Below are 19,970 nucleotides of genomic sequence, written 5' to 3' on the forward strand. Positions count from 1 at the left end.
ATGCCATTACCATTGTCCGCACACCACACCCACACGTTGCCCGCCTCAACACTCCTCACGTAATGTTTGTTTCCCACGTGCGTGTGAACTCTCGTGTGCGACGGGCAGGCACCTGACCACGTCGGACCCCTCAAGCACCTTTAGCACGACGGGGACTTTGGCTGAACCAGTGTGGCCGGGTCTTACGAGAGCGGGGGCTTGCCTTCGGTGTAGAGCCAGGAGTTGAACAGGCCGTCGAGCTTGCGGCCCGAGATCTGCTCGGCGAGGGCGAGCAGGTCGGCGGTGCGGGCGTGGGAGTGGGCGTATTTGTAGTTCCACTGCTTGAGCAGCTTGAAGAAGTCGTCGTCGCCGAGGGCGGTGCGGAGGGCGTGGACGGTCATGGCGCCGCGTGTGTAGACCGAGCCGGCGAAGAGGTCGTTGCGGCCGGGGTCGCCGGGCAGGGGTTTCTTCCACATGCGGTTGCTGTCGGGGGCGGCGTAGTAGCGGTCGAAGGTGGCCTGGGCGGTGGGACCGCCGTGCTGCTCGTCCCACAGCCACTCGGCGTAGGTCGCGAAGCCTTCGTTGAGCCAGATGTCGCGCCAGTCGCCGGGGGACACGTTGTTGCCGAACCACTGGTGGGCCATCTCGTGCACGATGAGGTCGGTGGCGGGCACCCCGGTGTCGTAAACGGGCCTGGTCTGGGTCTCCAGCGCGTAGCCGACGCCGACCTTGTCGACGATGCCGCCGATCGACGAGTAGGGATAGCGGCCGAAGAGCTTGGCGCCCCAGGCGGTGACCTCGGCGGTCTTGGCGTGCAGGCCCCCGTCGTCGGCGGAGGCGGCCGGGTCGACCGCGGTGATGTTGAGCAGCCCGCCCGAGGTGCTGCGCTTCACGGTGAACTTGCCGATGGCCACGGTAAGCAGATAGCTGGCCATGGGCTCGCTGCTGCGCCAGACCGAGGTGGTGCGGCCGTCACGGGTGCGCTCCGGGCCCTGAGGTTCGCCGGAGGCGAGAGCCGTGAGGCCCTTGGGGACGGTGACGCGGACGCGGTAGGACGCCTTGTCCTTGGGGTGGTCGTTGACGGGCACGAAGGAGCGGGCGCCGTCGGGCTCGGACATGACGACCGCGCCGTCGACGGTCGGGAGCCAGCCGTAGCGGCCGAGGCCGGCGTCGTTGATCTCCTTCAGCGGGCCGGCGTAGGCCACCTCGACCTCGAAGGTGCGGCCGGACTGGATCGGGCGGGAGGGGGTGATGACCAGCTCCTGCCCCTCACGCCTGAACTCGGCGGGCCTGCCGTCGACCTTGACCCGGCTAATCTCGGGGCCTTCGAAGTCGAGGTTGAAACGGGAGAGGCTCTGCGTGGCCTTCGCCCGCATCGTGGAGGAGGCGTCGACCGTGCGCGTGGCCGGGCTGAAGTCGAGATCCAGGTCGTAGTGGAGGGCGTCGTAGCCTCCGTTGCCCGCCTGCGGCAGGTAGGAGTCGCCGAGCCCTGCGGCCCCCGGGGTGGCCGCCTGGAAGACGTGGGCCGGAGCCGCAGTGGGGACGAGCAGGAACGCCGCTGTGGAGACAGCCGCGGCCACGATGGGGGCGGTTCGTCGCATGTGAACTCCAGACCTGGTGGCGGATTCCCAGGGAAGGTATCCGCTACGCGCGCTCCAGGTCTAGGAAACTAAGTAGATCTTCTTCCATGCTTCAGAACCCGGATCACACCGGGTTTCCTCGATCGCCGCTCCTCCCGTTTACACCGTCAACGGCTTTACACCGCCAACGGCATCCGGACCCATATGCACACCACCCCACCTTGCCTCGCAGCCATATCCACGCCACTCGCCCGGTTGCCAAGCGAGACAACCACCGATCGTGGCCGCCTGCGACGGCCCTCGACGGGCCCACCTTCACGGGTGCGGGGCTACGGAGTCGTGGTTCGCGATGGTTTGGGGTTCATGGTTGCTGTTAAGTGGGCTATGGCCGGGATGGGGAAGAGCATCAGGTACAGGTTCGGGATCCACCAGGCGAGGGAGAAGTCTCCGCGCAGGGTCCAGAAGGCGATCGCCATCAGGCCGGATGCCATGGTCAGGACGAGGGAGACCAGCATCAGGGGCGAGTGGTTGAGCCGCAGGCTGATCAGGCCGGTGAAGGCGGCTACAAGGTCGATCCAGAGGAACGACCAGTTCCAGTCCACCATGAGCGGGTTCGCGTAGTCGGCGAAGGCCCATTCAGGGGGCAGGAGTCCTAACCCGATGACGCTGAAGTAGACCAGGAAGCCCAGGTCGGTCAGCAGCATGAGGACCTTAGTCGTGCGCAGCATCGACAAGCTCCAGAAGGTAGGCACGGGTGCGTCTGTGGAGCTCGGGGCCGGGCTCGCCCAGGCCGAACAGCCTGGCCGCCCACCACCCGTCGACCGCCAGCCGGACGGCGGTGGCGACGGCGGGGTCGACGCCGTCCTCGACGAGTCTGGCCTGCCAGGCCTCGTAGCGCTGCCGGAGCGGCGCGAGTCCCGCCGGATCGACGAGCACTCCGGCCAGCAGGGCGACGGTCACACGGTCGATGGGTGCGCTCGCGGTGGGCTCGGCGGGGATGGTGGCCTCGATGTAGGCACGCAGGTAGTCGCCCGGTCTCGCCCCCGCCTGGGCCAGGGCGTGGTCGAATGCCTGGGTCAGCCGTTCCACCATCGCCCCGACCAGCCGCTGTTTGGTGGGGAAGTGGTAGAAGAGGCCGCCTTTGGAAACGCCGGCCTGCTTGGCCACGGCTTCCAGGGTCAGGGATTCCGCGCCCTGGCTCAGCAGCACCTCGGCGGCGGCGTCCAGCAGACGCTCTTTGGAACTGGGTCTCACCATAGATCAAACTATACCGGCCAACCGGTGCACTTATCGTGATATGACGGATCGCCCGGCAGCGGTGCTCCATGGCCGGGTGGTGCTGTCGTTGCCGGTGGGGGCGAACTGCCCCGCCTTCGGGTCGTAGACGAAGGGCATCACGGCTCACCGCCGACCGGTGGGGACGTGGCGGCGTGTGCAGGTGGCGGCGGAGCGCGAGCCACGAACACGACAGGCGGGGGCGGAGTTCACCGCCGCCGCCTGACCTGGCTCATGCCGTACCCGACTCTTAAAAACCGCCTTTCAAAGACCGCCCCCTGAAGACCGGCTCTGGAAGACCGGCCCCAAAAGGGTCAGCCGAAGATCAGCTTGTAACCGTCCCCCCGCAAGGCGCCGAGCACCTCGTCGCAGTGGGCCGGCCCTCTCGTCTCCAGCTGGAGCAGCACCTCGACCTCGTCCAAGTGCAGGCGTGCCCCCACGCGCTCGTGTACGACCTCCAGGACGTTGGCGCCGAGGTCGGCCAGGCGGCCCAGGAGGGTGGCGAGGGCGCCGGGGCGGTCGGGGAGGCGGATGCGGAAGGCGAGATAGCGTCCGGCGGCGGCGAGGCCGTGGCGGAGGACCTTGGAGAGCAGGAGGGGGTCGATGTTGCCGCCCGAAAGTACGGTGACCACGGGCGGGTCGAAGGCGTGGGGGTGGGCCAGGATCGCGGCGACGCCTACGACGCCGGCGGGCTCGACGACCTGTTTGGAGCGTTCGAGGCAGAGCACGAGCGCCTTGGAGATCTCCTCCTCGGTGACGGTCACGACGCTGTCGACCAGATAGTGGATGAGCTCGAACGGCAGGTCGCCGGGGCGGCCGACGGCGATGCCGTCGGCCATGGTGGTGGCGGGTTCGACGAGCACGGGGTGGCCGGCGGCGAGGGAGGCGGGATAGGCGGCGGCGCGCTCGGCCTGGACGCCGACGATGCGCAGGCCGGGCCGGAGGGATTTGGCGGCCAGGGCTACGCCGGCGGCGAGCCCTCCCCCGCCTATGCCGACGACGACGGTGCCGGTCTCGGGGAGCTGCTCGATGATCTCAAGCCCGATGGTGCCCTGGCCGGCGATGACGTCGGGGTGGTCGAAGGGGTGGATGAAGACCGCGCCGGTGTGCTCGGCGTGCTCGCGGGCGGCGGTGAGGGCGGGGTCGACGGTGTGTCCTGCGAAGACGACGTCCGCGCCGTAAGAGCGGGTGGCGGCGATCTTGGGCAGCGGGGCGCCCTCGGGCATGTAGACCGTGGCCTTGGCGCCGACGAGCCCGGCGGCGAGCGCGACGCCCTGGGCGTGGTTGCCGGCGCTGGCGGCCACGACTCCCCGTGAGCGCTCCTCCTCGGTGAGCCGGGCGATGCGCACGTAAGCGCCGCGGATCTTGAACGAGCCCGCACGCTGGAGGTTTTCGCATTTGAGGTAGACGGGCCCGCCCACGGCCTCGGAGAGGAGGCGGGAGTGGAGCACGGGCGTGTGCACGACCACATCGGAGAGCAGATCGCGGGCGGCGACCACGTCGTCGTAGGTCACCTCGGGTTTCGCCATGTCAGCAGTCTGCCACCCGACGGCGGGCCGCCACGATGGGGTCCGCCGATCCACAAAGCTGCTTTGACCGAGTTGCCATACTTCGCTGCCCGAAGTATGGTCTTCCAGTATGGCGAAAGGATCACCTTCGGTCAGCGAGCCGACGTACTTCATCCTGGCCGCCCTGCTCGACGGCCCACTCCATGGGCACGGGATCATCAAGCGGACCATGGTCCTCTCGGAGGACCGGGTGAAACTGCCGGTCGGCACGCTTTACGGTGCGCTCGACCGGCTCGCGGCAAACGGACTGATCGCCGTGGATCGTGAGGAGGTCGTCGACGGGCGGCCACGCCGCTATTTCGTGATCACCGACGACGGGCGCGGGGTGGTCTCCGCGGAGGCTTACCGCATGCAGCAAGCCGCCTCGATCGTGGTGAACCGGATTCCACGCCCGGGGGCGACATTCTCATGACCGTCGGCACCGAGCCCCGCGCCGCCAGGGGGGGCCGGCACGGCGTTGATGGAACGACGATGCCGCTCTCTGATGCGTGTTTACCCTCGTGGATACCGTGATGGTTACGGCGAAGAGCTCATAGGCACCCTGCTGGACACCGCAGAGCCCGGCAGGACCTTCCCTTCGTTCCGCGAGGCCGTGGCTCTGGTCCGGGGAGGGCTCCGGGCCAGAGCCGAATACGCCGCGGTCGGCATCCCTTGGGCAGATGGTCTGCACTTGGGAACGCTGATCCTGGCGGTGGCGAACTTCGCGTACCTCGCGCCCTTCTTCAGGGAGCTTCCCCTCTGGGTGGGCATGTCGGCGTTCCTGGTGCTGGCCGTGATGCGCGGCTGGTTATGGACGGCACTGCCGTTCGCGGCGTTGATCGGTTTCAAGTCGGGGTCGATCGCGCTGGGCGTGCCGTTGCTGGACCAAACGCTGGTGCCGGTCATCGCGGACGATCTCTGGGATCGACCCGCGATGTACGGCATGGGCGGACCGGTGGCCCCGTTGATCACGTATGCCGTGCTCTTCCTGGGGATCGCGGTCCTCGCCGCCAGGAAAAGGCGGGTGAAGGTCCGCTCTTGGTGGTGGTGGGCGACCGTGCCCGCTCTGTCGTTCAGCGACCCGGCGTGGCTGGACGTGGCCGGCCGGAGTGCGGGCACGATGAGCAGGATCGTGCTGGAGACGGCGCTTCTGCTGATGGCCGTCTTCGCCGGATATATCGCGAAGGATCCTCGCTGGGCCGTCGCGGCGGCGATCTACCTCGTGTCGATGCTCGCCGTCCTCGCGGAGATCACCGTTGAGAACATCGTCACCTACACGCCGCAGGACGTGGCCCACTGGCTCCTGCTCTTCTTCTTGACAGTGGCCGCCGCGGCTGTGCCGTACCAAGCCAGGCGGCAGGTCCTGCTCTAACCCGGGCTGGACCGTGTAAATCCGACCGGAGCCCCCGGGCCGGGCGCCGATCCCCCCTGCACGCACAACGTGATCTGTCGAGGCGGCGTCCCGCATGGTGACGTGCCTTCTCCTCACCATGCCTTCTCACGAATCGAGTCCCAGTATGCATCTGAGAAAGTGCGTCGCCCTGCTCGTGCTGCCCGCCGCGGTCCTCACCGGCTGCGGGGCCGACGGCGGTGGCGATGAGGCGGGCGGTTCCCGGCCTGCGGCTCCCACCGTTTCCAAAGGGGACCGGCTCCAGGCATCGGAGGGCCCGGTCCCGGTGCGAGCGAGGTCTCCGACGACGAGGCCGGTACGCCGCAGACGCTGTCGCAGGGCCAGGCGAAGACCCACCTGACCGCTGAGATCAAAGACGCGCTCGACGACCTGGAATGCGGCAGGGACTTCTACGCCGCCTACACACCGAAAGAGACCGAGGTCATCAATGAGGTGCGCCAGGAATACGCCGTGGACAGCGGAATCATATGGTGAGCCGCCGCTCGCGGGCCGCCGCCCCCGCCGCTGATCGCGGTGTCCGTCAGGCCGCCTCCGCCCTCCCCCGCAGTGAACGGAGCACACGTTTCATGTCCGCACGGTTGTACACCGGAATTCTCGCGCTTTCCCTAGCCGTGCTCGCCGGCTGCGGCGGGCAGGGTGAGCAGAACACCGCCGCCCCCGCGGGGGAAGGGGCTTCGCCGGATTCCGGCCAGAACAAGCCAAGGCTCGTGCAGGACCATGTCGCGGCGTGCATGAAGGAGCAGGGATTCAAGTACATCTCCTACACGCCTTCCGACGTCAAGACCGAAGAGGACCGGAAGATGGAGTCCGGCGACTACGAGACCATGAAGAAATACCGGTCGAAGTACGGTTACGGCTCCTTCGCCTTCGAGGTCTACCCCGAACACCGCGATTCCGGCGCGCGCAGGTCGCCGAATCCGAACGATAAGATGACGGGAAGCCTGTCGGCCGCGCAGCGCACGGCATATGACAAGGCCCATAACGCGTGTTCCCTGAGCGCGGCCAAATCCGTGCTCGGGATGAAGGTGTCGAAGTACGACGACATTCTCAAGGAACAAGTCGCCGTGATGACGGGCATGCGGCAGCGGATTCTCGACGGCGACCCCAACTTGGTCCAACTGGCGCAGAAGTTCGGCGACTGCATGAAAGCCAAGGGCTACGAGATCACGTCTATGAAACCGACGAACATCGTGGGCCGGGGCGCCAGCACCTTCATCCAGGAGCGGTCGAAGGTGCTCGGCCTGGACGACGGGCCGCCGGAGGAGGGCGAGGGGAAGAAGCTCTCGCCGACGCAGGCCAGGGCCTATCTGGCCAAGGAGATCAAGGACGCGCTCGACGACCTGGAGTGCGGCAAGGATTTCTACGCCGCCTACACGCCGAAGGAAACGGAAGTCTTCGATCAGGTGCGTCAGGACTACTCAGTGGAGTCCGGAATCATCTGGTAGCCCGCCTCCCGCAAGCCGCCGCCCCGTCGCTGATCGCGGTGGCCGTCGAGTGGAAAACGCGGAAAACATTGCGGAGTCGAAGGCCGCCGGCCGCCTCCGCCCTCCCCCGCAGTGAACGGAGCACATGTTTCATGTCCGCACGGCTATATACCGGAATCCTCGCGCTTTCCCTCGCCGCACTCGCCGGCTGCGGCGGGCAGGGCGAGCGGAACACCGCCGCCCCCGCGGGCGCGCCCGCGAGCGAAGGGGCGCCTGCCGCAGGCCAGGACAGACAGCAGCTCGTGCAAAGCCACCTCGTCGGCTGCATGAAGGAAAAGGGCTTCAAGTACATCGCATACGCGCGTCCCCTCGTCAAAAGCGAGGAGGAGCGGAAGATGAAGTCCGGCGACTACGAGACCATGAAGAAACACCGGTCGAAGTACGGCTACGGCGCCTTCGCCCACGAGGTCTACCCCGATGAGTTGAGCGCCGAGAGCACGTCGGCGAATCCCAACGACAAAATCGTGGCGAGCCTGTCGACCACGCAGCGGACCGCACACAGGAATGCCCAGGAGGCATGCTCCGTGGAGGCGGCCAAATCCGTGCTCGGGATGAAGGTGTCGAACTACGACGACGTTCTCGAGTCGCAGGCCACCGCGATCAAGAGCGCGAGGGACCGTTCCCTCGACGGCGACACCGCCCTGGTCCAGTCGGCCCAGAAGTTCGGCGAATGCATGAAGGGCAGGGGATACGAGGTCGCCTCCCTCAAACCAACGGAGATCGCGACTCGGGGGGAGAACCACTTCTTTGGTGAGCGGGCGGAGGCGCTCGGTCACACCCTGGAGGCGATGAAGGCCGGCGGGCCCAGGAAACTCGCGCCGGAGCAGGCCAGAGCCGCTCTGACGCGGGAGATCAAGGACGCGCTCGACGACCTGGAGTGCGGCAAGGACTTCTACGCCGCCTATCTGCCGAAGAACTTGGACGTCACAAACCAAGTGCGCCAGGCAAACGACCTGGACACCGGGTTCACATGGTAAGCGCCGGCTCCACTCGGGATAAGAAATCCACGGAAACCTCCAAGGAATCACGGTGAAATCCCCCAAGCGGATCCTGGCCCTCGTCGTGGGCGGGGTCCTGCTCATCGCGGGGGGTGGCTGGCTCGTCGGCAACCAACTGCGGTCGCCCGCCGACGAGGCCGCCTCCCGCAAACCGCCGCCCCCGTCGCTGATCACGGTGGCCGTCGAGCGGAAGAAGCTCACCAGCACCGTCGCGGTGAGCGGCACCCTGGCCTACGGCTCGCCGCTGCCCGTCACCCTCGGCGGCGTGGTGGGCACCGGCACGGCGTCGACCAGCGCCGCAGGTGAGGCACAGCGGGTCACGCGCGCGCCGCGGGTGGGCCGGGTCCGCGAGGGGTCGGTGATGATGGAGGTCAACGGCCGCCCGGTGTTCACCTTGCGGGGGAAGGTGCCGATGCACCGCACCATCACGCTCGGCACCTCCGGCGCCGACGTGCGGCAACTCCAGCGTGCGCTGCGCCGGCTCGGGTTCGGCAGCCCGACGTCGGGCACCTTCGACCAGGCGACGGCCACCGCTCTGAAGAACTGGTATGCCAAGCGCGGCTACAAGGCGCAGGAGCCGTCGCTTGACGCGCAGCGATCCATCGACGATCTGCGGCGCAGTGTACGCATCGCCGAGGAGACCCTGCTCAGCGAGAAGAAGGCGCTCGACGAGGGCCGCGACCTCTACCTTTTGAAGATCAAATACGACAACGCCCGCAGAGATCTGGAGCTCGCGCAGAAGGCGCTCCAGCGCACGCGGAGCACCAACGAGACGCCCGAGGACCGGGAGAAGATCGGCACGATGCAGGCCGCCATCCGCACCGCCGAGGAAAGCCTGCATGAGGCCGAGCAGGCGCTCGCGGCGGCCAAGCCGGAAGACGACAAGCGCCTGCTCCAGCTCAAGGTCGACAACGCCCGCCAAAGCCTGGACGAGGCGAACGCCGCCCTCGTGAACTACAGCGAGCAGCAGACCCTGACCCGGGACAAACTGCTGGAAGAGCAGCGTAAGGCGCTGCGCACAGCGGACGAGGCGTTCCTCGCCGCCGAGCGCGACCTGCGCAACGCCCGCAGACTCTCCCCTCAACGCCTGAAGGTGAGCAATGCCCAGCAGAGCCTGGCCGACGCCCGGCGGTTGCTGGGCGAACAGCTCAAGACGCACGGCATCAGCCTGCCCCCCGGCGAGATCGTCTTCCTCCCCACGCTTCCGGCACGGATTGACAAGGTGGAGGTCAAAGCTGGCGCGGTCGTGGAGAGCAAGGTGGCGACGGTGACCAGTTCGTCCTTCGCCATCACCGGTTCGGTCGACGTCGCCGAGGCGAAGCTGCTCAAGGTGGGCCTGTCGGCCACCATGGAGACCGGCGACGGGCGAACGTTCCCCGCGAAGGTCACCGCCATCGGCGCGAGGGCCCGCATCGACAGTGGCGAGGACAAGCCCAAGGGGGAGCAGAACGAGGAGCCGGCCATCGGCGCCGAGCCCGTGCTGCTCACCCCGACGACGACCAAGGGGCTGCGGGCACTCGTCGGCACACCGGTCACCGTACGCATCTCCGTGGGCGAGACCGACGAGCCCGTGCTCACGGTGCCGGTCGCGGCGGTCGTGACCTCGGCCGACGGCAAGCCGCGGGTGCAGGTGGAGACGAGTACGGACAAGACCAAGGAGGTCGAGGTCCGCACCGGGCTCACTGCGGACGGGGACGTGGAGATCACCCCGGTGAACTCAGCGGACCTCAAAGAGGGCGACCGGGTCGTGGTCGGGAATGCGTGAGAAAACACCACTTGAGTCGATATTGCACAACACAGCACCCCGTGGCTCGACTCCGCACGACCCAACAGCGCATCGTGGAAGTTCAACCGAGGTCATTCGCCTTCAGGACGTCAGCCGGGTCTTCCCCTCGGACCCACCGGTATACGCCCTGTCGAAGGTGTCGCTGATCGTTGGGCAGGGTGACTATCTGGCCATCGTGGGCCCTTCGGGGTCTGGGAAGTCCACCCTGCTCAACACTCTTGGCCTCCTCGACCGCCCCACGAGCGGCAGTTATCTGCTCGACGGCATCGAGACCACCAAGCTCAAGGACAAACAACGCACCTGGTTGCGTGGCAGCCGCATCGGCTTCATCTACCAGTCCTTTCACCTGCTTCCCCAGCGCAGCGTGGTGGAGAACGTAATGCTGGCCGAGGTGTACGGCGGGAGGGATCGGCGTCATCGCCGGAAGCGGGCGATCGACGCGTTGGAGCAGGTCGGCATGGGGCATCGGGTGCAGTTTCTGCCCAACCGGCTGTCCGGTGGCGAGCGGCAACGTGTCGCCATCGCCCGGGCGCTGATGGGCTCGCCGTCCCTGCTGCTCTGCGACGAACCCACCGGCAACCTCGACACCCGCAACACCGACGCGGTGCTCGACCTGTTCGACTCGCTGCGAGACCAGGGCATGACGCTCGTCGTGATCACTCACGAGGACCAGGTGAGCACGCGTGCGCAGCGCCGGGTCCGGATCAGCGACGGCGTCCTCACCGAGGAGCACTGATGCCTCCACACCGTTCGGTGGACGCGGAGCCGGCGGGCGCAGCGCCCAGGTCGACAGAACCCGGCTCGACAGAGCCCAGGTCGAGCGAGCCCCGGTCCAGGGCGAGGCGTCGGTCCGCGGCGGCGAAGACCGTTCGTGCGTCGAGCATGGACCCGCGTGATCTGTGGGCGGAGGCGCTCGCCGGGGTGCTGGCGCGCCCGGTGCGTTCTGCTCTGACCACGCTCGGCACCGTGCTCGGCATCACCACGCTTGTCATCACCATGGGCATCGCCGCCACTGCGGGCAACCAGATCGTCGGCCGCTTCGACGAGCTGACCGTCACCACGATCAGCGTCGACGTGCCCCAGGACAAGAAGAACCCCCTGGTCACCTGGAAGGCCCCGGCGGAGCTCACCCGTTTGCGGGGCGTCACCTCGGTCGCGGCCATCGCCCAGACGGACAAGAGCACCAACCTCGCGGTCAAGGCCAACAACCTGGTGGATCCGACGGCGGTGAGCGAGCAGAGCATGACCGTGCTGGCCGCCACGCCGGACCTGCCGACGGCCGCCAAGGGCCGCATGGTCAAGGGGAGGTTCTTCGATGACGGCCACGACCGGCGCGGCGAACGGGTGGCCGTGCTGGGTGAGCAGGCGGCGAAACTGCTCAAGATCTCCGGGCTGGAGAAGGCACCCGCCGTGTTCATCGGCGGACGCGCATATACCGTGATCGGCATCCTCGGCGATCTGCGGCGCGAGCAGATCCTGGGATCGGCGGTCATCGTGCCCCGCTCGGTCGGCGCCGACTTCGATATTCGTCACGTGTCCCGTGTGCTGATCAACACCTCCCTCGGCGCGGCCGACATGATCGCCAAGCAAGTGCCCACGGCCCTCAGCCCGAACCGCGCCCCCGAGCTTCACGTCGCCGCCCCGCCCAGCCCCAAACGGGCCAAGGAGGGCGTGGAGAGCGACGTCAACAGCCTGTTCCTGATCCTCGGGCTGGTCTCGCTCGTCGTGGGCGCGGTCGGCATCGCGAACGTCACCCTCGTCACGGTGATGGAACGCGTCGCCGAGATCGGCCTGCGCCGCTCCCTCGGCGCCGCCCGGCGGCACATAGCGGGGCAGTTCCTGCTGGAGTCGACCCTGATCGGCCTGACCGGGGGCGTGATCGGCACGAGCGTGGGCGTGGTGGCGGTGGTCGCGGTGTCCGCCATCCGCGAGTGGACCCCCGTCCTCGACCTCCAACTGGCCCTGCTCGCCCCCGTCGCAGGTGCCGTTGTGGGCCTCCTCGCCGGCCTCTACCCGGCGTTGCGCGCCGCCCGCATGGAACCGGTCGACGCCCTCCGCTGACCCCACCACGTACGGCGGAAGCCAGACATCTGACGTAGTTCATCCCACCAAGCAGACGACACCGGAAAGTGGCGCGGGCAAAGGGGGCCAAGAGAACAGTGTGTTGACCTCTCGGCCTCCCCCTCCCAGGGGCCGGTGCCAGAGGCCGGTCGCGACCGTGAACCGGGGTCGCCGCGGGTTTTAACGGGCGCTGTCAGTCGGCGCTGTCAGTCGGCGCTGCTAGACGGCTCGGCGCTGCTAGACGACGCTGTCAGACGGCGCTGGTCGACCGCGAGACTCGGCGCGGCCCGTTACCCGGAATCAGGACCTGGACACCGCGGTGAGCTTGTCTACGTCGGGGGCGTAGACGGTCATCCAGTGCGGATGCAGCCGGTAGTAGACCACATCGTTGTCCCAGTCGAAGGAGTCGTCGCCGTAGAAGTCCTTGAAGTAGGCGCGCAGGTAAGGCCAGTCCGCGGCCGGCTCGCCGTGCTGGGGGTTGAGGATCTCCACCGTGCCGTGCGTGAACACGCCCAGGTCCTCCCCGCGCATGTGCGCGGCACTGGCGGCGGGACGGGCGGCGAGATGGCGGGCCTTGGCGGCGTCGCGCGCCGTGCCGAAGCACCACTTTCCGTGGAGGAAGTGCCCGTCCACACCGCTGATCCGCGGTTCGCCCTTCGCCGTCACGGTGGACAGGGCGAGAGTGCACATGCCGGTCAGGACCCGGGTGACCTGCTCCGCGGTCAGAGTGTTCTCGGTGACGATCGAGCGGAGGTGCGAGGTGGAGCTGGAAAGGGAGGCTTCGAGGAGATCCTGAAGCTCCTTGAGCTCTTCGGGCGTTTCGCGCATTGAGGTCCTTGTCTATCCATGAGGCTCCGGTCCACACCCACATCCGTGCCGACCGGGGAATCCATAGTTGCTGTAAAACCCGACGTCTTGTGTCATGTTTTCTCACCCGTCCCGCGGACGCCGCCGGGCCCCTGGTCGGCGTTCCTTCTTCGGTCTTGTCCCGGAAGCCGCACAAGACGACGATCATCAGCCCCCAAACTCACCCGGCCCCCGAGGAGGCGGCCAAGGGTCTGGCGCCAGCCGTAAATCTCGTGTCCCTTGAACTCACGACGGGCAGAACTCACGACGGGCAGAACTAACAACAGGGCGGGCCCTACTCGCCCGGGGACCCGTCGCCGGATGACCAAGGCCCGTCGCCGGGAGACCAATACCGGTCGCCCGCGAGAACCAGGGCCGCCGCGCCGACGAGGCCGGCGTCCTGGCCGAGGGCGGCGGGGACGACGTGGAGGCGGCGGGAGAAGTCCATGCGGGCGTGTTCGCGGAGGGTGACCTCCAGGGGGCCGAACAGGGGGGCTCCGGCCTGGGAGACGCCGCCGCCGATGGTGACGAGGTCGAGGTCGCACAGGTGGGTGGCGGAGGCGATGGCGAGGCCGAGTGCGTGGCCGGCGCGGGCCATGGCGGCCAGGGCGATCTCGTCGCCGATGAGGGCGTCGGCGGCGAGGCGGCGGGCTGTGGCGGAGCCGTATTCGCGGTAGGCGTCGTCGTGGATCTCGGGGGTGACGGGGCGCCAGCCGTGGTCGAGGGCCCAGGCGGCGACGGCGGGGCCGCGGGCGACGGCTTCGAGGCAGCCGCGGCCGCCGCAGCCGCAGGCGGGTCCTTCGGGTTCGACGATGACGTGGCCGATGTGGCCGGCGTTGCCGGTGCCGCCGTCGATGACGCGGTCGCCGAGGATGAGGCCGCCGCCGACGCCGGTGGAGACGACCATGCCGAGCATGTTGCGGGTGCCTTTGCCGGCGCCGCGCCAGTGTTCGGCGACGGCGACGCAGATGGCGTCGTTGTGGATGCGGACCGGCACGCCGGGGAATCGCACGGCGAGCTGTGCCCGCAGCGGGAATCTGCGCCAGCCCGCCATGTTGAGGGGGGACACCTCACCGCCGGGCCAGGTCATGGGCCCGCCGCAGCCGATCCCGACGCCGCTGACGCTTTCGCCTTCGCAGATGTGGTCGATCAGGCTGGAGAGGGTGTGCCAGAGTTCGTCGGCGTCGGCGGTCGGGGGTGTGGCGATGCGGCCGGCACGGTGGATCTCGCCGTCGGGGGCGACGATCGCGGCGGCGAACTTGGTGCCCCCGATATCGATGGCGAGCACTGCTGAGGAGGGTGTCACCGGTAGTCCTCACCGACGGCACCCCGGACCACGCCGGGCCGGCCCTGTCGCCTAGGTCGTCGCATAGGTCTTTTCACGGGGCCGGTGCCGTCTCAGCGCCGAGGTGAGGAGAAGACCAGGATGGACGCGGTGAAGGCATGCACATGATTGTGCCCGCCCACGGGTCCGACCTCCCCTGCGGCGAAGAATCCAGCGACGCCGACGGGGCCGAGCGTGTCGCGCAGGGCCATGGCGTCGTGGTCCGAGCTGCCGAACATGGACGATCCTCTGCCGTTGCAGGAGAACAGCAGCGCGCCGTCCACTCCCCCGAATTCCTCCTGGTGCGCTTCGAGCAGTTGGTAGATGTCCTCGTCGGCGGCCGCCGCGTCGCGCACTTGGAAGCGCACGGTCCTGCCGATCTCCACGACGTCGCCGATCGCGACGGCTTCGCGTTCGGGGTCGATGCCGAGGACGCCGCGGATCAGGAAGTCACCCCGTTCGTGCCGTTCGGCGTATTCGTCCATGGCCAGGCCGATCTGCAGCCCGGAGGCGACGAGTTCGCGGTCGTCTTCGTCGAGCGCGCTGACGATCTCTTCCAGCCTGGCGAGCGCGGGTTGCCCGGCCAGTTCGAGGAGGAGGTTCTCCTCGGCCCTGGTGACCACCATCGTGGGGCCGATGGGCCGGCAGCCCTGGCTGACCACGGTGCTGACGTTCATGGGGCCGCTGAGCATGACGCCGACGGCCCCCTCGTTGTAGACCTCGCCGTCGGCGAACAGCCGGACCGAGCCCCTGCCCTGGAGACCGTTGGCCATGCCGCCGATGAGCGGCAGTTCGCCGAGCACCTCGGAGGAGCGCTCGACGAAGGCGTCGGTCGGGAAGGTGTAAGGGTCGGCCAGCAGGATCGCGACCCGGTCGTCGGGGTCGCGGTCGGGCAGGCCGACGACGACGTAACGCTCGTTCGCGCGCATGGTGTCGAGCGCGAACGTCGTCAGCCGCGCGCCTTCGAGGGTGGCCGCCCAGGCGCTCACCGAGGGGGTCAGTTCGACTCCCTGGCCGTCGCCGATCACCCCCGTGGCGCTGCATCCGATGATGTTGGCTCCGGGGGCACACCGCATGGCCCGCTGTCCCGCTCTGACCACGTCGTCTGGGTCGTCGCCGCAGACGAAGAAACACACGAGGTCAGGGGGACCGCTAAGGCCGGATACGGCCTGCCGTACCGCCGATTCGGCCGCAGACTCAAGATCGGGTCCAGTCGCGAGACCGTCGGCGAAGCGGCTTGTCATCAATGCCACATGTACTCGCCTCCTCCGACGAAGGTAGCCCTCTTGGCCCGATTCTCCCCACTTGGGGGACTTGCACGCTTCCCAAGGGTCACGCAATGGTCAAGATCCGCAGACGCCTCGAATGAGCATTTTTCATATCTGCTGGGTATGGCAACGTATGAGGTGAGATGAGGGCACTTCCAGCGGTGCCCCAGTGGACGGCATGAAAAGGCGCAATGCCAATCAGGCTGCCAGATCCGGCGATAGCCACGTAGTCTCAATCACGTGCATCAAACGCCCGGAGCCCGCACTCTGCGTGAGTTGCGTGAGAGCGGCCATGTCCACCGCACGGTCAAGGCGGAGATCCGCGAAAACCTCCTGGCCAGGTTGCGCGCCGGGGAATCGAGGTTCCCGGGAATAGTCGGCTTCGACGACACCGTGCTCCCCCGCCTGGAGCGAGCGCTTCTGGCCGGACACGACCTGGTTTTGCTGGGAGAGAGAGGGCAGGGCAAGACCCGGTTGATCCGCACGATAGCGGGACTGCTCGACGAGTGGACGCCGGTCGTCGAGAAATGCGAGATCAACGACCACCCCTACGCCCCGGTCTGCGTACGATGCGTGCGTCTGGCCGCCGAGGCGGGGGACGACCTCCCGATCTCCTGGCGCCACCGGGACGAACGCTACTGCGAGAAACTCGCCACCCCCGACACCTCCGTGGGCGACCTGATCGGCGACGTCGACCCGATCAAGATCGCCGAGGGACGCACCCTCGGCGACCCCGAGACCGTGCACTACGGGCTTGTGCCCCGCAGCAACCGCGGCGTCTTCTCGGTCAACGAGCTGCCCGACCTCGCCGAGCGCATCCAGGTGTCCCTGCTCAACGTGCTGGAGGAGCGGGATGTGCAGGTCAGGGGCTATAGCCTGCGCCTCCCCCTGGACCTGCTGCTGATCGCCAGCGCCAACCCGGAGGACTACACCAACCGGGGACGCATCATCACCCCGCTCAAGGACCGCTTCGGCGCGGAGATCCGCACCCACTACCCGCTCGACCTGGCCGCCGAGCTCCGGCTGATCCGGCAGGAGGCCAGGCTCGACTGGAACGGCCTCGGCTCCGACCTGCCCGGCCATCTCGTCGACGTGATCGCGAGGTTCACCCGGCTGGTCCGGGAGTCCACCGCCGTGGACGCGCGGTCGGGCGTGTCGGCACGCTTCGCCGTCGCGGCCGCCGAGACCGCCTCGGCTTCCGCCGTACGGCGGGCGGCGCTGGCCGGTGAGGAGCATGCGGTGGCCCGCATCTGCGACCTACCAGGCATCGTCCACACATTGCGCGGAAAAGTGGAGTTCGAGGTGAGCGAGGAAGGGCGCGAGACGGAGATCCTCGCCCATCTCCTGCGCCGGGCCACGGCGGAGACCTTCCGCAGCACGCTCGGCGGCACCGACCTCGTGCCGCTTCTGGAGAAGTTCACCGACGGCGGGCAGGTGGAGTCCGGGGAGCTGGTCCCGGCCGCCGAGTTGTTGCGGCGGGTCGGCACCGTGGCGGGGCTGTCGAAGATCATGGCGGGGGTCGGCATGGGCGAGGGGGACGAATCTCCCGGCCACGCCGCGGCGGCGGTGGAGTTCGCCCTGGAGGGCCTGTTCCTCACCCGTCGCCTGTCCAAGGACGACGTTGACGGCGTCATGACCTATCGGACGTGATCCAGGGAGATGTCCTACCGCTATAGCCGCTATCACGACGGGCCCGACCCGTTGGCTCCGCCGTACGACGTGCGGGCGGCGCTGGACGAGATGGGCGACGCCATCCTGGCCGGCTCGACCCCGGTGCACGCCCTGCGCGACCTGCTCAAGCGGGGGCTGCCCGGCACCGGGGAGCGCCGGGGGCTGGCCGGGATGCTGGCGGAGGTACGGCGGCGCCGGGCCGAGCTGCGCGAGAGCGGGCGCCTTTCCGGCACCCTGGAGCGGGCGCGCGAGTTGCTGGACCGGGCCCTGGACCTTGAGCGGGCGGAGCTCGCCGGGCCGCCCGGCGAGCTTGACGACGAGACGCGGCTGCGGCTGGCCGAGCTCGACAACCTGCCGGACGACACGGCGGGCGCGATCAGGGAGCTGGCGTCCTATCGGTGGCGGTCGGAGGAGGCGCGGCAGGCGTTCGAGGAGCTACGCGACCTTTTGCGCAGCGAGGTGCTGGACAGTCAGTTCCACGGACTGCGGGACTCGCTCACCAATCCGGACCCGGCGGTGCTGGCGCGGGTGCGGGACATGATCGCCGAGCTCAACGAGATGCTCGACCGGGACGCCCGCGGCGAGCATACCCAAGAAGACTTTGCCCGGTTTTTTGAGAAATATGGCGACCTCTTGGGCGGTAAGCCGAAGAATCTTGAGGAGCTGGTCGATCTCCTTGCCCGCCGTGCCGCCGCCACCCAGCGGATGCTCGCCTCCCTCACCCCGAGGCAGCGAGCCGAACTCTCCGCCCTCATGGCCGAGACCCTCGAACACAGCGGCCTCGGCGAGCAGATGCGCCGCCTCGGCGACGCCCTCCTGCGCAGACGGCCCGATCTGGTCTGGGACACCCCGGAACGGCTCTCCGGCGACACCCCCCTCGGCATGTCCGACGCCGTCACCGCCATCGAGGAACTCGCCGACCTGAGCGGCCTCGAAGCCGCCCTGCGCCTCGACTACCCGGGCGCGACCCTCGACGACATCGACGAGGAAGCCGTACGGCGGGCCCTCGGCAGGTCGGCCGTCGACGACCTCAACACGCTGCGCCAGATCGAAAGGGAGCTCGAACGGCAGGGCTACCTCCGCCGCCGGCGCGGCAAACTGGAGCTCACCCCCAAGGCCGTGCGCCGCCTCGGCGAAACCGCGCTCCGCCGCATCTTCACCTCGATGTCGGCGGGCCGCCGCGGCGACCGCGAGCAGCACGACGCGGGCGCGGCGGGCGAGCTCACCGGCGCGTCACGGCCCTGGCACTACGGCGACGAGCAGCCGCTCGACGTGGTGCGCACCGTCGTCAACGGAGTGCGGCGAGGCGCGGTGCGCCCGCGCCCCGGCGGAGCCGAGGTGCGGCTCACCGTGGACGACTTCGAGGTGGCCGAGACCGAACGGCGCACCGCGGCAGCCGTGTGCCTGCTCGTGGACCTGTCCTACTCCATGGCGCTGCGCGGCACCTGGGCCGCCGCCAAGCAGACCGCGCTGGCCCTGCAGGCCCTGGTGTCCACGAGGTTCCCGCAGGACGCCGTGCAGATCATCGGTTTTTCGAACTATGCCCGCGTGCTGCTGGCCGACGAGCTCGCCGGCCTCGACTGGGACATGGTCCAAGGCACCAACCTGCACCACGCGCTCTTGATCGCGGGCCGCCACCTCGACCGGCACCCCGACTTCGAGCCGGTGGTGCTCATGGTCACCGACGGCGAACCGACCGCACACCTCATGCGCAACGGCCAGTGTGCCTTCGCGTGGCCACCCTCGCCCGAGACGCTTCAGCTCACCTTGGCCGAGGTGGACAAGATGACCCGGCGCAAGGCGACGATCAACGTCTTCATGCTGGCGGACGACGAACGCCTCGTCGGGTTCGTCAACGACGTGGCCCGGCGCAACGGGGGCCGAGTCTTCTCCCCGAGTGCCGACCGGCTGGGGGAGTATGTCGTCAACGACTTCCTCCGCACCCGCCGCGGCCACTGACCCGAGGCTGGCACGACCCGAGGCTGGCACGACCCGAGGCCGGCACGACCCGAGGCCGGCACGACCGGCGGTGGGCGGGGCAGCATTGGCCCATGGGGGTGGCGGGTCCTCGATCCGACCGCCGGGGTAAAGGTCACCCCGGCGGCGGGGCGTCACATGCGAACGGGGGCCATCGCTCCCGCGGAACTCAACACGTATTCGCTCAGGGCCATGTCGAAGCCGTCACGGCGGTGGCGATATGACCGATAGCACGGTCTGAAGGCAGTGCTGCCGCCGATGCCGCGGCGCGCGTCGGCCAGGGCCTCCGGCACGCGGTCGGGTCGCGGCAGCAGGCCGCCTCCGAGATAGCGGACATCGGTGAGCACAGACCTCAGGCCACGCTCACCGGCGATGAGTCGGCCAAGCCGCCAACCGCTCTCCTCATCCCACACCAAGGCGTTCCCGTCGACCATGCGAAGGGTCGCCTCGCGTGGATCGAAGGGTCCCGCCCACCAGTCGACGACATCGACGCCGAGGGTCTCGACGACCTGGAGCAGATAGAAGGCGGGCTGGGTCAGCCACTCATCGGTGTATGGCTCGACGTATCTCACGGCCACCATTAGCACCCCTTTGAGCTTCAGCGATCAGGATCCGGCCTCGTTGCTCGCGTTGCACCCCGAGTCAGCACACCGAGTAATGAGCCAGCCGCGATACTACCCACAGCCCCGGGGTGCTCGTGACGTGTTTCACAATGAAGCCTCCCACCATCGTCCGCCGGGCCGTGATAGGCGCACCTTCCGAC

Annotated in this window: 17 protein-coding genes; 9 read left to right on the plus strand and 8 right to left on the minus strand. The window is 68.4% G+C overall.

The window, feature by feature from the left end:
• Positions 1 to 182 precede the first annotated feature (182 nt).
• The 4 genes from Ssi02_RS16800 to ilvA form a co-directional block, all read right to left on the minus strand.
• Positions 183 to 1,580: a M1 family metallopeptidase gene (locus Ssi02_RS16800; protein ID WP_204026470.1), complete on the minus strand. Its 1,398-nt coding sequence runs from the start codon at positions 1,578 to 1,580 to the stop codon at positions 183 to 185.
• 308 nt (positions 1,581 to 1,888) lie between these two features.
• A complete protein-coding gene (locus Ssi02_RS16805; protein WP_204026471.1) occupies positions 1,889 to 2,287 on the minus strand; it encodes a DUF5360 family protein in 399 nt (132 codons plus the stop codon).
• Positions 2,271 to 2,816 (minus strand): TetR/AcrR family transcriptional regulator, encoded by a 546-nt coding sequence (locus Ssi02_RS16810; RefSeq protein WP_204026472.1) that lies wholly within the window; start codon positions 2,814 to 2,816, stop codon positions 2,271 to 2,273. The genes Ssi02_RS16805 and Ssi02_RS16810 overlap by 17 nt, the downstream gene beginning before the upstream one ends.
• A gap of 332 nt (positions 2,817 to 3,148) precedes the next feature.
• Positions 3,149 to 4,363, minus strand: coding sequence for a threonine ammonia-lyase (ilvA, locus tag Ssi02_RS16815; RefSeq protein WP_204026473.1), 1,215 nt, complete (start codon positions 4,361 to 4,363; stop codon positions 3,149 to 3,151).
• 109 nt (positions 4,364 to 4,472) lie between these two features.
• Here ilvA and Ssi02_RS16820 point away from each other — a divergent pair, with 109 nt between their 5' ends.
• The 7 genes from Ssi02_RS16820 to Ssi02_RS16850 all read left to right on the plus strand — a co-directional run bounded on the left by Ssi02_RS16820 (position 4,473) and on the right by Ssi02_RS16850 (position 12,121).
• Complete coding sequence (locus Ssi02_RS16820) at positions 4,473 to 4,814, plus strand: PadR family transcriptional regulator (protein WP_204026475.1); 342 nt, start codon at positions 4,473 to 4,475, stop codon at positions 4,812 to 4,814.
• A 72-nt stretch (positions 4,815 to 4,886) separates the two neighbouring features.
• The gene (locus Ssi02_RS16825; RefSeq protein ID WP_204026477.1) at positions 4,887 to 5,753 is read left to right on the plus strand and encodes a hypothetical protein; all 867 of its coding nucleotides are present in this window, start codon (positions 4,887 to 4,889) and stop codon (positions 5,751 to 5,753) included.
• Positions 5,754 to 6,358: 605 nt separating this feature from the next.
• Entirely contained in the window at positions 6,359 to 7,237 is an 879-nt protein-coding gene (locus Ssi02_RS16830; RefSeq protein WP_204026479.1) for a hypothetical protein, read from the plus strand.
• 131 nt (positions 7,238 to 7,368) lie between these two features.
• Positions 7,369 to 8,253: a hypothetical protein gene (locus tag Ssi02_RS16835; protein ID WP_204026481.1), complete on the plus strand. Its 885-nt coding sequence runs from the start codon at positions 7,369 to 7,371 to the stop codon at positions 8,251 to 8,253.
• Positions 8,254 to 8,305: 52 nt separating this feature from the next.
• Positions 8,306 to 10,039: a peptidoglycan-binding protein gene (locus Ssi02_RS16840; RefSeq protein WP_239128975.1), complete on the plus strand. Its 1,734-nt coding sequence runs from the start codon at positions 8,306 to 8,308 to the stop codon at positions 10,037 to 10,039.
• 157 nt (positions 10,040 to 10,196) lie between these two features.
• A complete protein-coding gene (locus Ssi02_RS16845) occupies positions 10,197 to 10,796 on the plus strand; it encodes an ABC transporter ATP-binding protein (RefSeq protein ID WP_373870152.1) in 600 nt (199 codons plus the stop codon).
• A 146-nt stretch (positions 10,797 to 10,942) separates the two neighbouring features.
• Positions 10,943 to 12,121: an ABC transporter permease gene (locus Ssi02_RS16850; RefSeq protein ID WP_204026486.1), complete on the plus strand. Its 1,179-nt coding sequence runs from the start codon at positions 10,943 to 10,945 to the stop codon at positions 12,119 to 12,121.
• A gap of 300 nt (positions 12,122 to 12,421) precedes the next feature.
• Here the strand turns inward: Ssi02_RS16850 and Ssi02_RS16855 are convergent, their stop codons facing one another.
• The 3 genes from Ssi02_RS16855 to Ssi02_RS16865 form a co-directional block, all read right to left on the minus strand.
• A complete protein-coding gene (locus Ssi02_RS16855; RefSeq protein ID WP_204026488.1) occupies positions 12,422 to 12,949 on the minus strand; it encodes a pyridoxamine 5'-phosphate oxidase family protein in 528 nt (175 codons plus the stop codon).
• Positions 12,950 to 13,262: 313 nt separating this feature from the next.
• Entirely contained in the window at positions 13,263 to 14,273 is a 1,011-nt protein-coding gene (locus Ssi02_RS16860) for an ROK family protein (RefSeq protein WP_204026490.1), read from the minus strand.
• A gap of 92 nt (positions 14,274 to 14,365) precedes the next feature.
• Positions 14,366 to 15,535 carry an FIST signal transduction protein gene (locus tag Ssi02_RS16865; RefSeq protein ID WP_204026661.1) on the minus strand — a complete coding sequence of 390 codons (1,170 nt, stop codon included), beginning with the start codon at positions 15,533 to 15,535 and terminating at the stop codon, positions 14,366 to 14,368.
• Positions 15,536 to 15,799: 264 nt separating this feature from the next.
• Here Ssi02_RS16865 and Ssi02_RS16870 point away from each other — a divergent pair, with 264 nt between their 5' ends.
• Both Ssi02_RS16870 and Ssi02_RS16875 read left to right on the plus strand, forming a co-directional pair.
• Positions 15,800 to 17,209, plus strand: a complete 1,410-nt coding sequence (locus tag Ssi02_RS16870; RefSeq protein ID WP_204026492.1) for a sigma 54-interacting transcriptional regulator — start codon at positions 15,800 to 15,802, stop codon at positions 17,207 to 17,209.
• A 9-nt stretch (positions 17,210 to 17,218) separates the two neighbouring features.
• Positions 17,219 to 19,189 (plus strand): vWA domain-containing protein, encoded by a 1,971-nt coding sequence (locus tag Ssi02_RS16875; protein WP_204026494.1) that lies wholly within the window; start codon positions 17,219 to 17,221, stop codon positions 19,187 to 19,189.
• A 152-nt stretch (positions 19,190 to 19,341) separates the two neighbouring features.
• Here Ssi02_RS16875 and Ssi02_RS16880 read toward each other — a convergent pair whose 3' ends face one another.
• Complete coding sequence (locus tag Ssi02_RS16880) at positions 19,342 to 19,788, minus strand: DUF6292 family protein (RefSeq protein ID WP_239128976.1); 447 nt, start codon at positions 19,786 to 19,788, stop codon at positions 19,342 to 19,344.
• Positions 19,789 to 19,970: the final 182 nt, after the last annotated feature.

This window comes from Sinosporangium siamense, assembly GCF_016863435.1.
Taxonomy (GTDB): Bacteria; Actinomycetota; Actinomycetes; order Streptosporangiales; family Streptosporangiaceae; genus Sinosporangium; species Sinosporangium siamense.

Bases quoted from the DNA above. Each gene is read 5' to 3' on its own strand.
- Ssi02_RS16800 (WP_204026470.1), bottom strand. From the start codon at position 1,580: ATGCGACGAACCGCCCCCATCGTGGCCGCGGCTGTCTCCACAGCGGCG.
- Ssi02_RS16805 (WP_204026471.1), bottom strand. From the start codon at position 2,287: ATGCTGCGCACGACTAAGGTCCTCATGCTGCTGACCGACCTGGGCTTC.
- Ssi02_RS16810 (WP_204026472.1), bottom strand. From the start codon at position 2,816: ATGGTGAGACCCAGTTCCAAAGAGCGTCTGCTGGACGCCGCCGCCGAG.
- ilvA (WP_204026473.1), bottom strand. From the start codon at position 4,363: ATGGCGAAACCCGAGGTGACCTACGACGACGTGGTCGCCGCCCGCGAT.
- Ssi02_RS16820 (WP_204026475.1), top strand. From the start codon at position 4,473: ATGGCGAAAGGATCACCTTCGGTCAGCGAGCCGACGTACTTCATCCTG.
- Ssi02_RS16825 (WP_204026477.1), top strand. From the start codon at position 4,887: ATGCGTGTTTACCCTCGTGGATACCGTGATGGTTACGGCGAAGAGCTC.
- Ssi02_RS16830 (WP_204026479.1), top strand. From the start codon at position 6,359: ATGTCCGCACGGTTGTACACCGGAATTCTCGCGCTTTCCCTAGCCGTG.
- Ssi02_RS16835 (WP_204026481.1), top strand. From the start codon at position 7,369: ATGTCCGCACGGCTATATACCGGAATCCTCGCGCTTTCCCTCGCCGCA.
- Ssi02_RS16850 (WP_204026486.1), top strand. From the start codon at position 10,943: ATGGACCCGCGTGATCTGTGGGCGGAGGCGCTCGCCGGGGTGCTGGCG.
- Ssi02_RS16855 (WP_204026488.1), bottom strand. From the start codon at position 12,949: ATGCGCGAAACGCCCGAAGAGCTCAAGGAGCTTCAGGATCTCCTCGAA.
- Ssi02_RS16865 (WP_204026661.1), bottom strand. From the start codon at position 15,535: ATGACAAGCCGCTTCGCCGACGGTCTCGCGACTGGACCCGATCTTGAG.
- Ssi02_RS16875 (WP_204026494.1), top strand. From the start codon at position 17,219: ATGTCCTACCGCTATAGCCGCTATCACGACGGGCCCGACCCGTTGGCT.
- Ssi02_RS16880 (WP_239128976.1), bottom strand. From the start codon at position 19,788: ATGGTGGCCGTGAGATACGTCGAGCCATACACCGATGAGTGGCTGACC.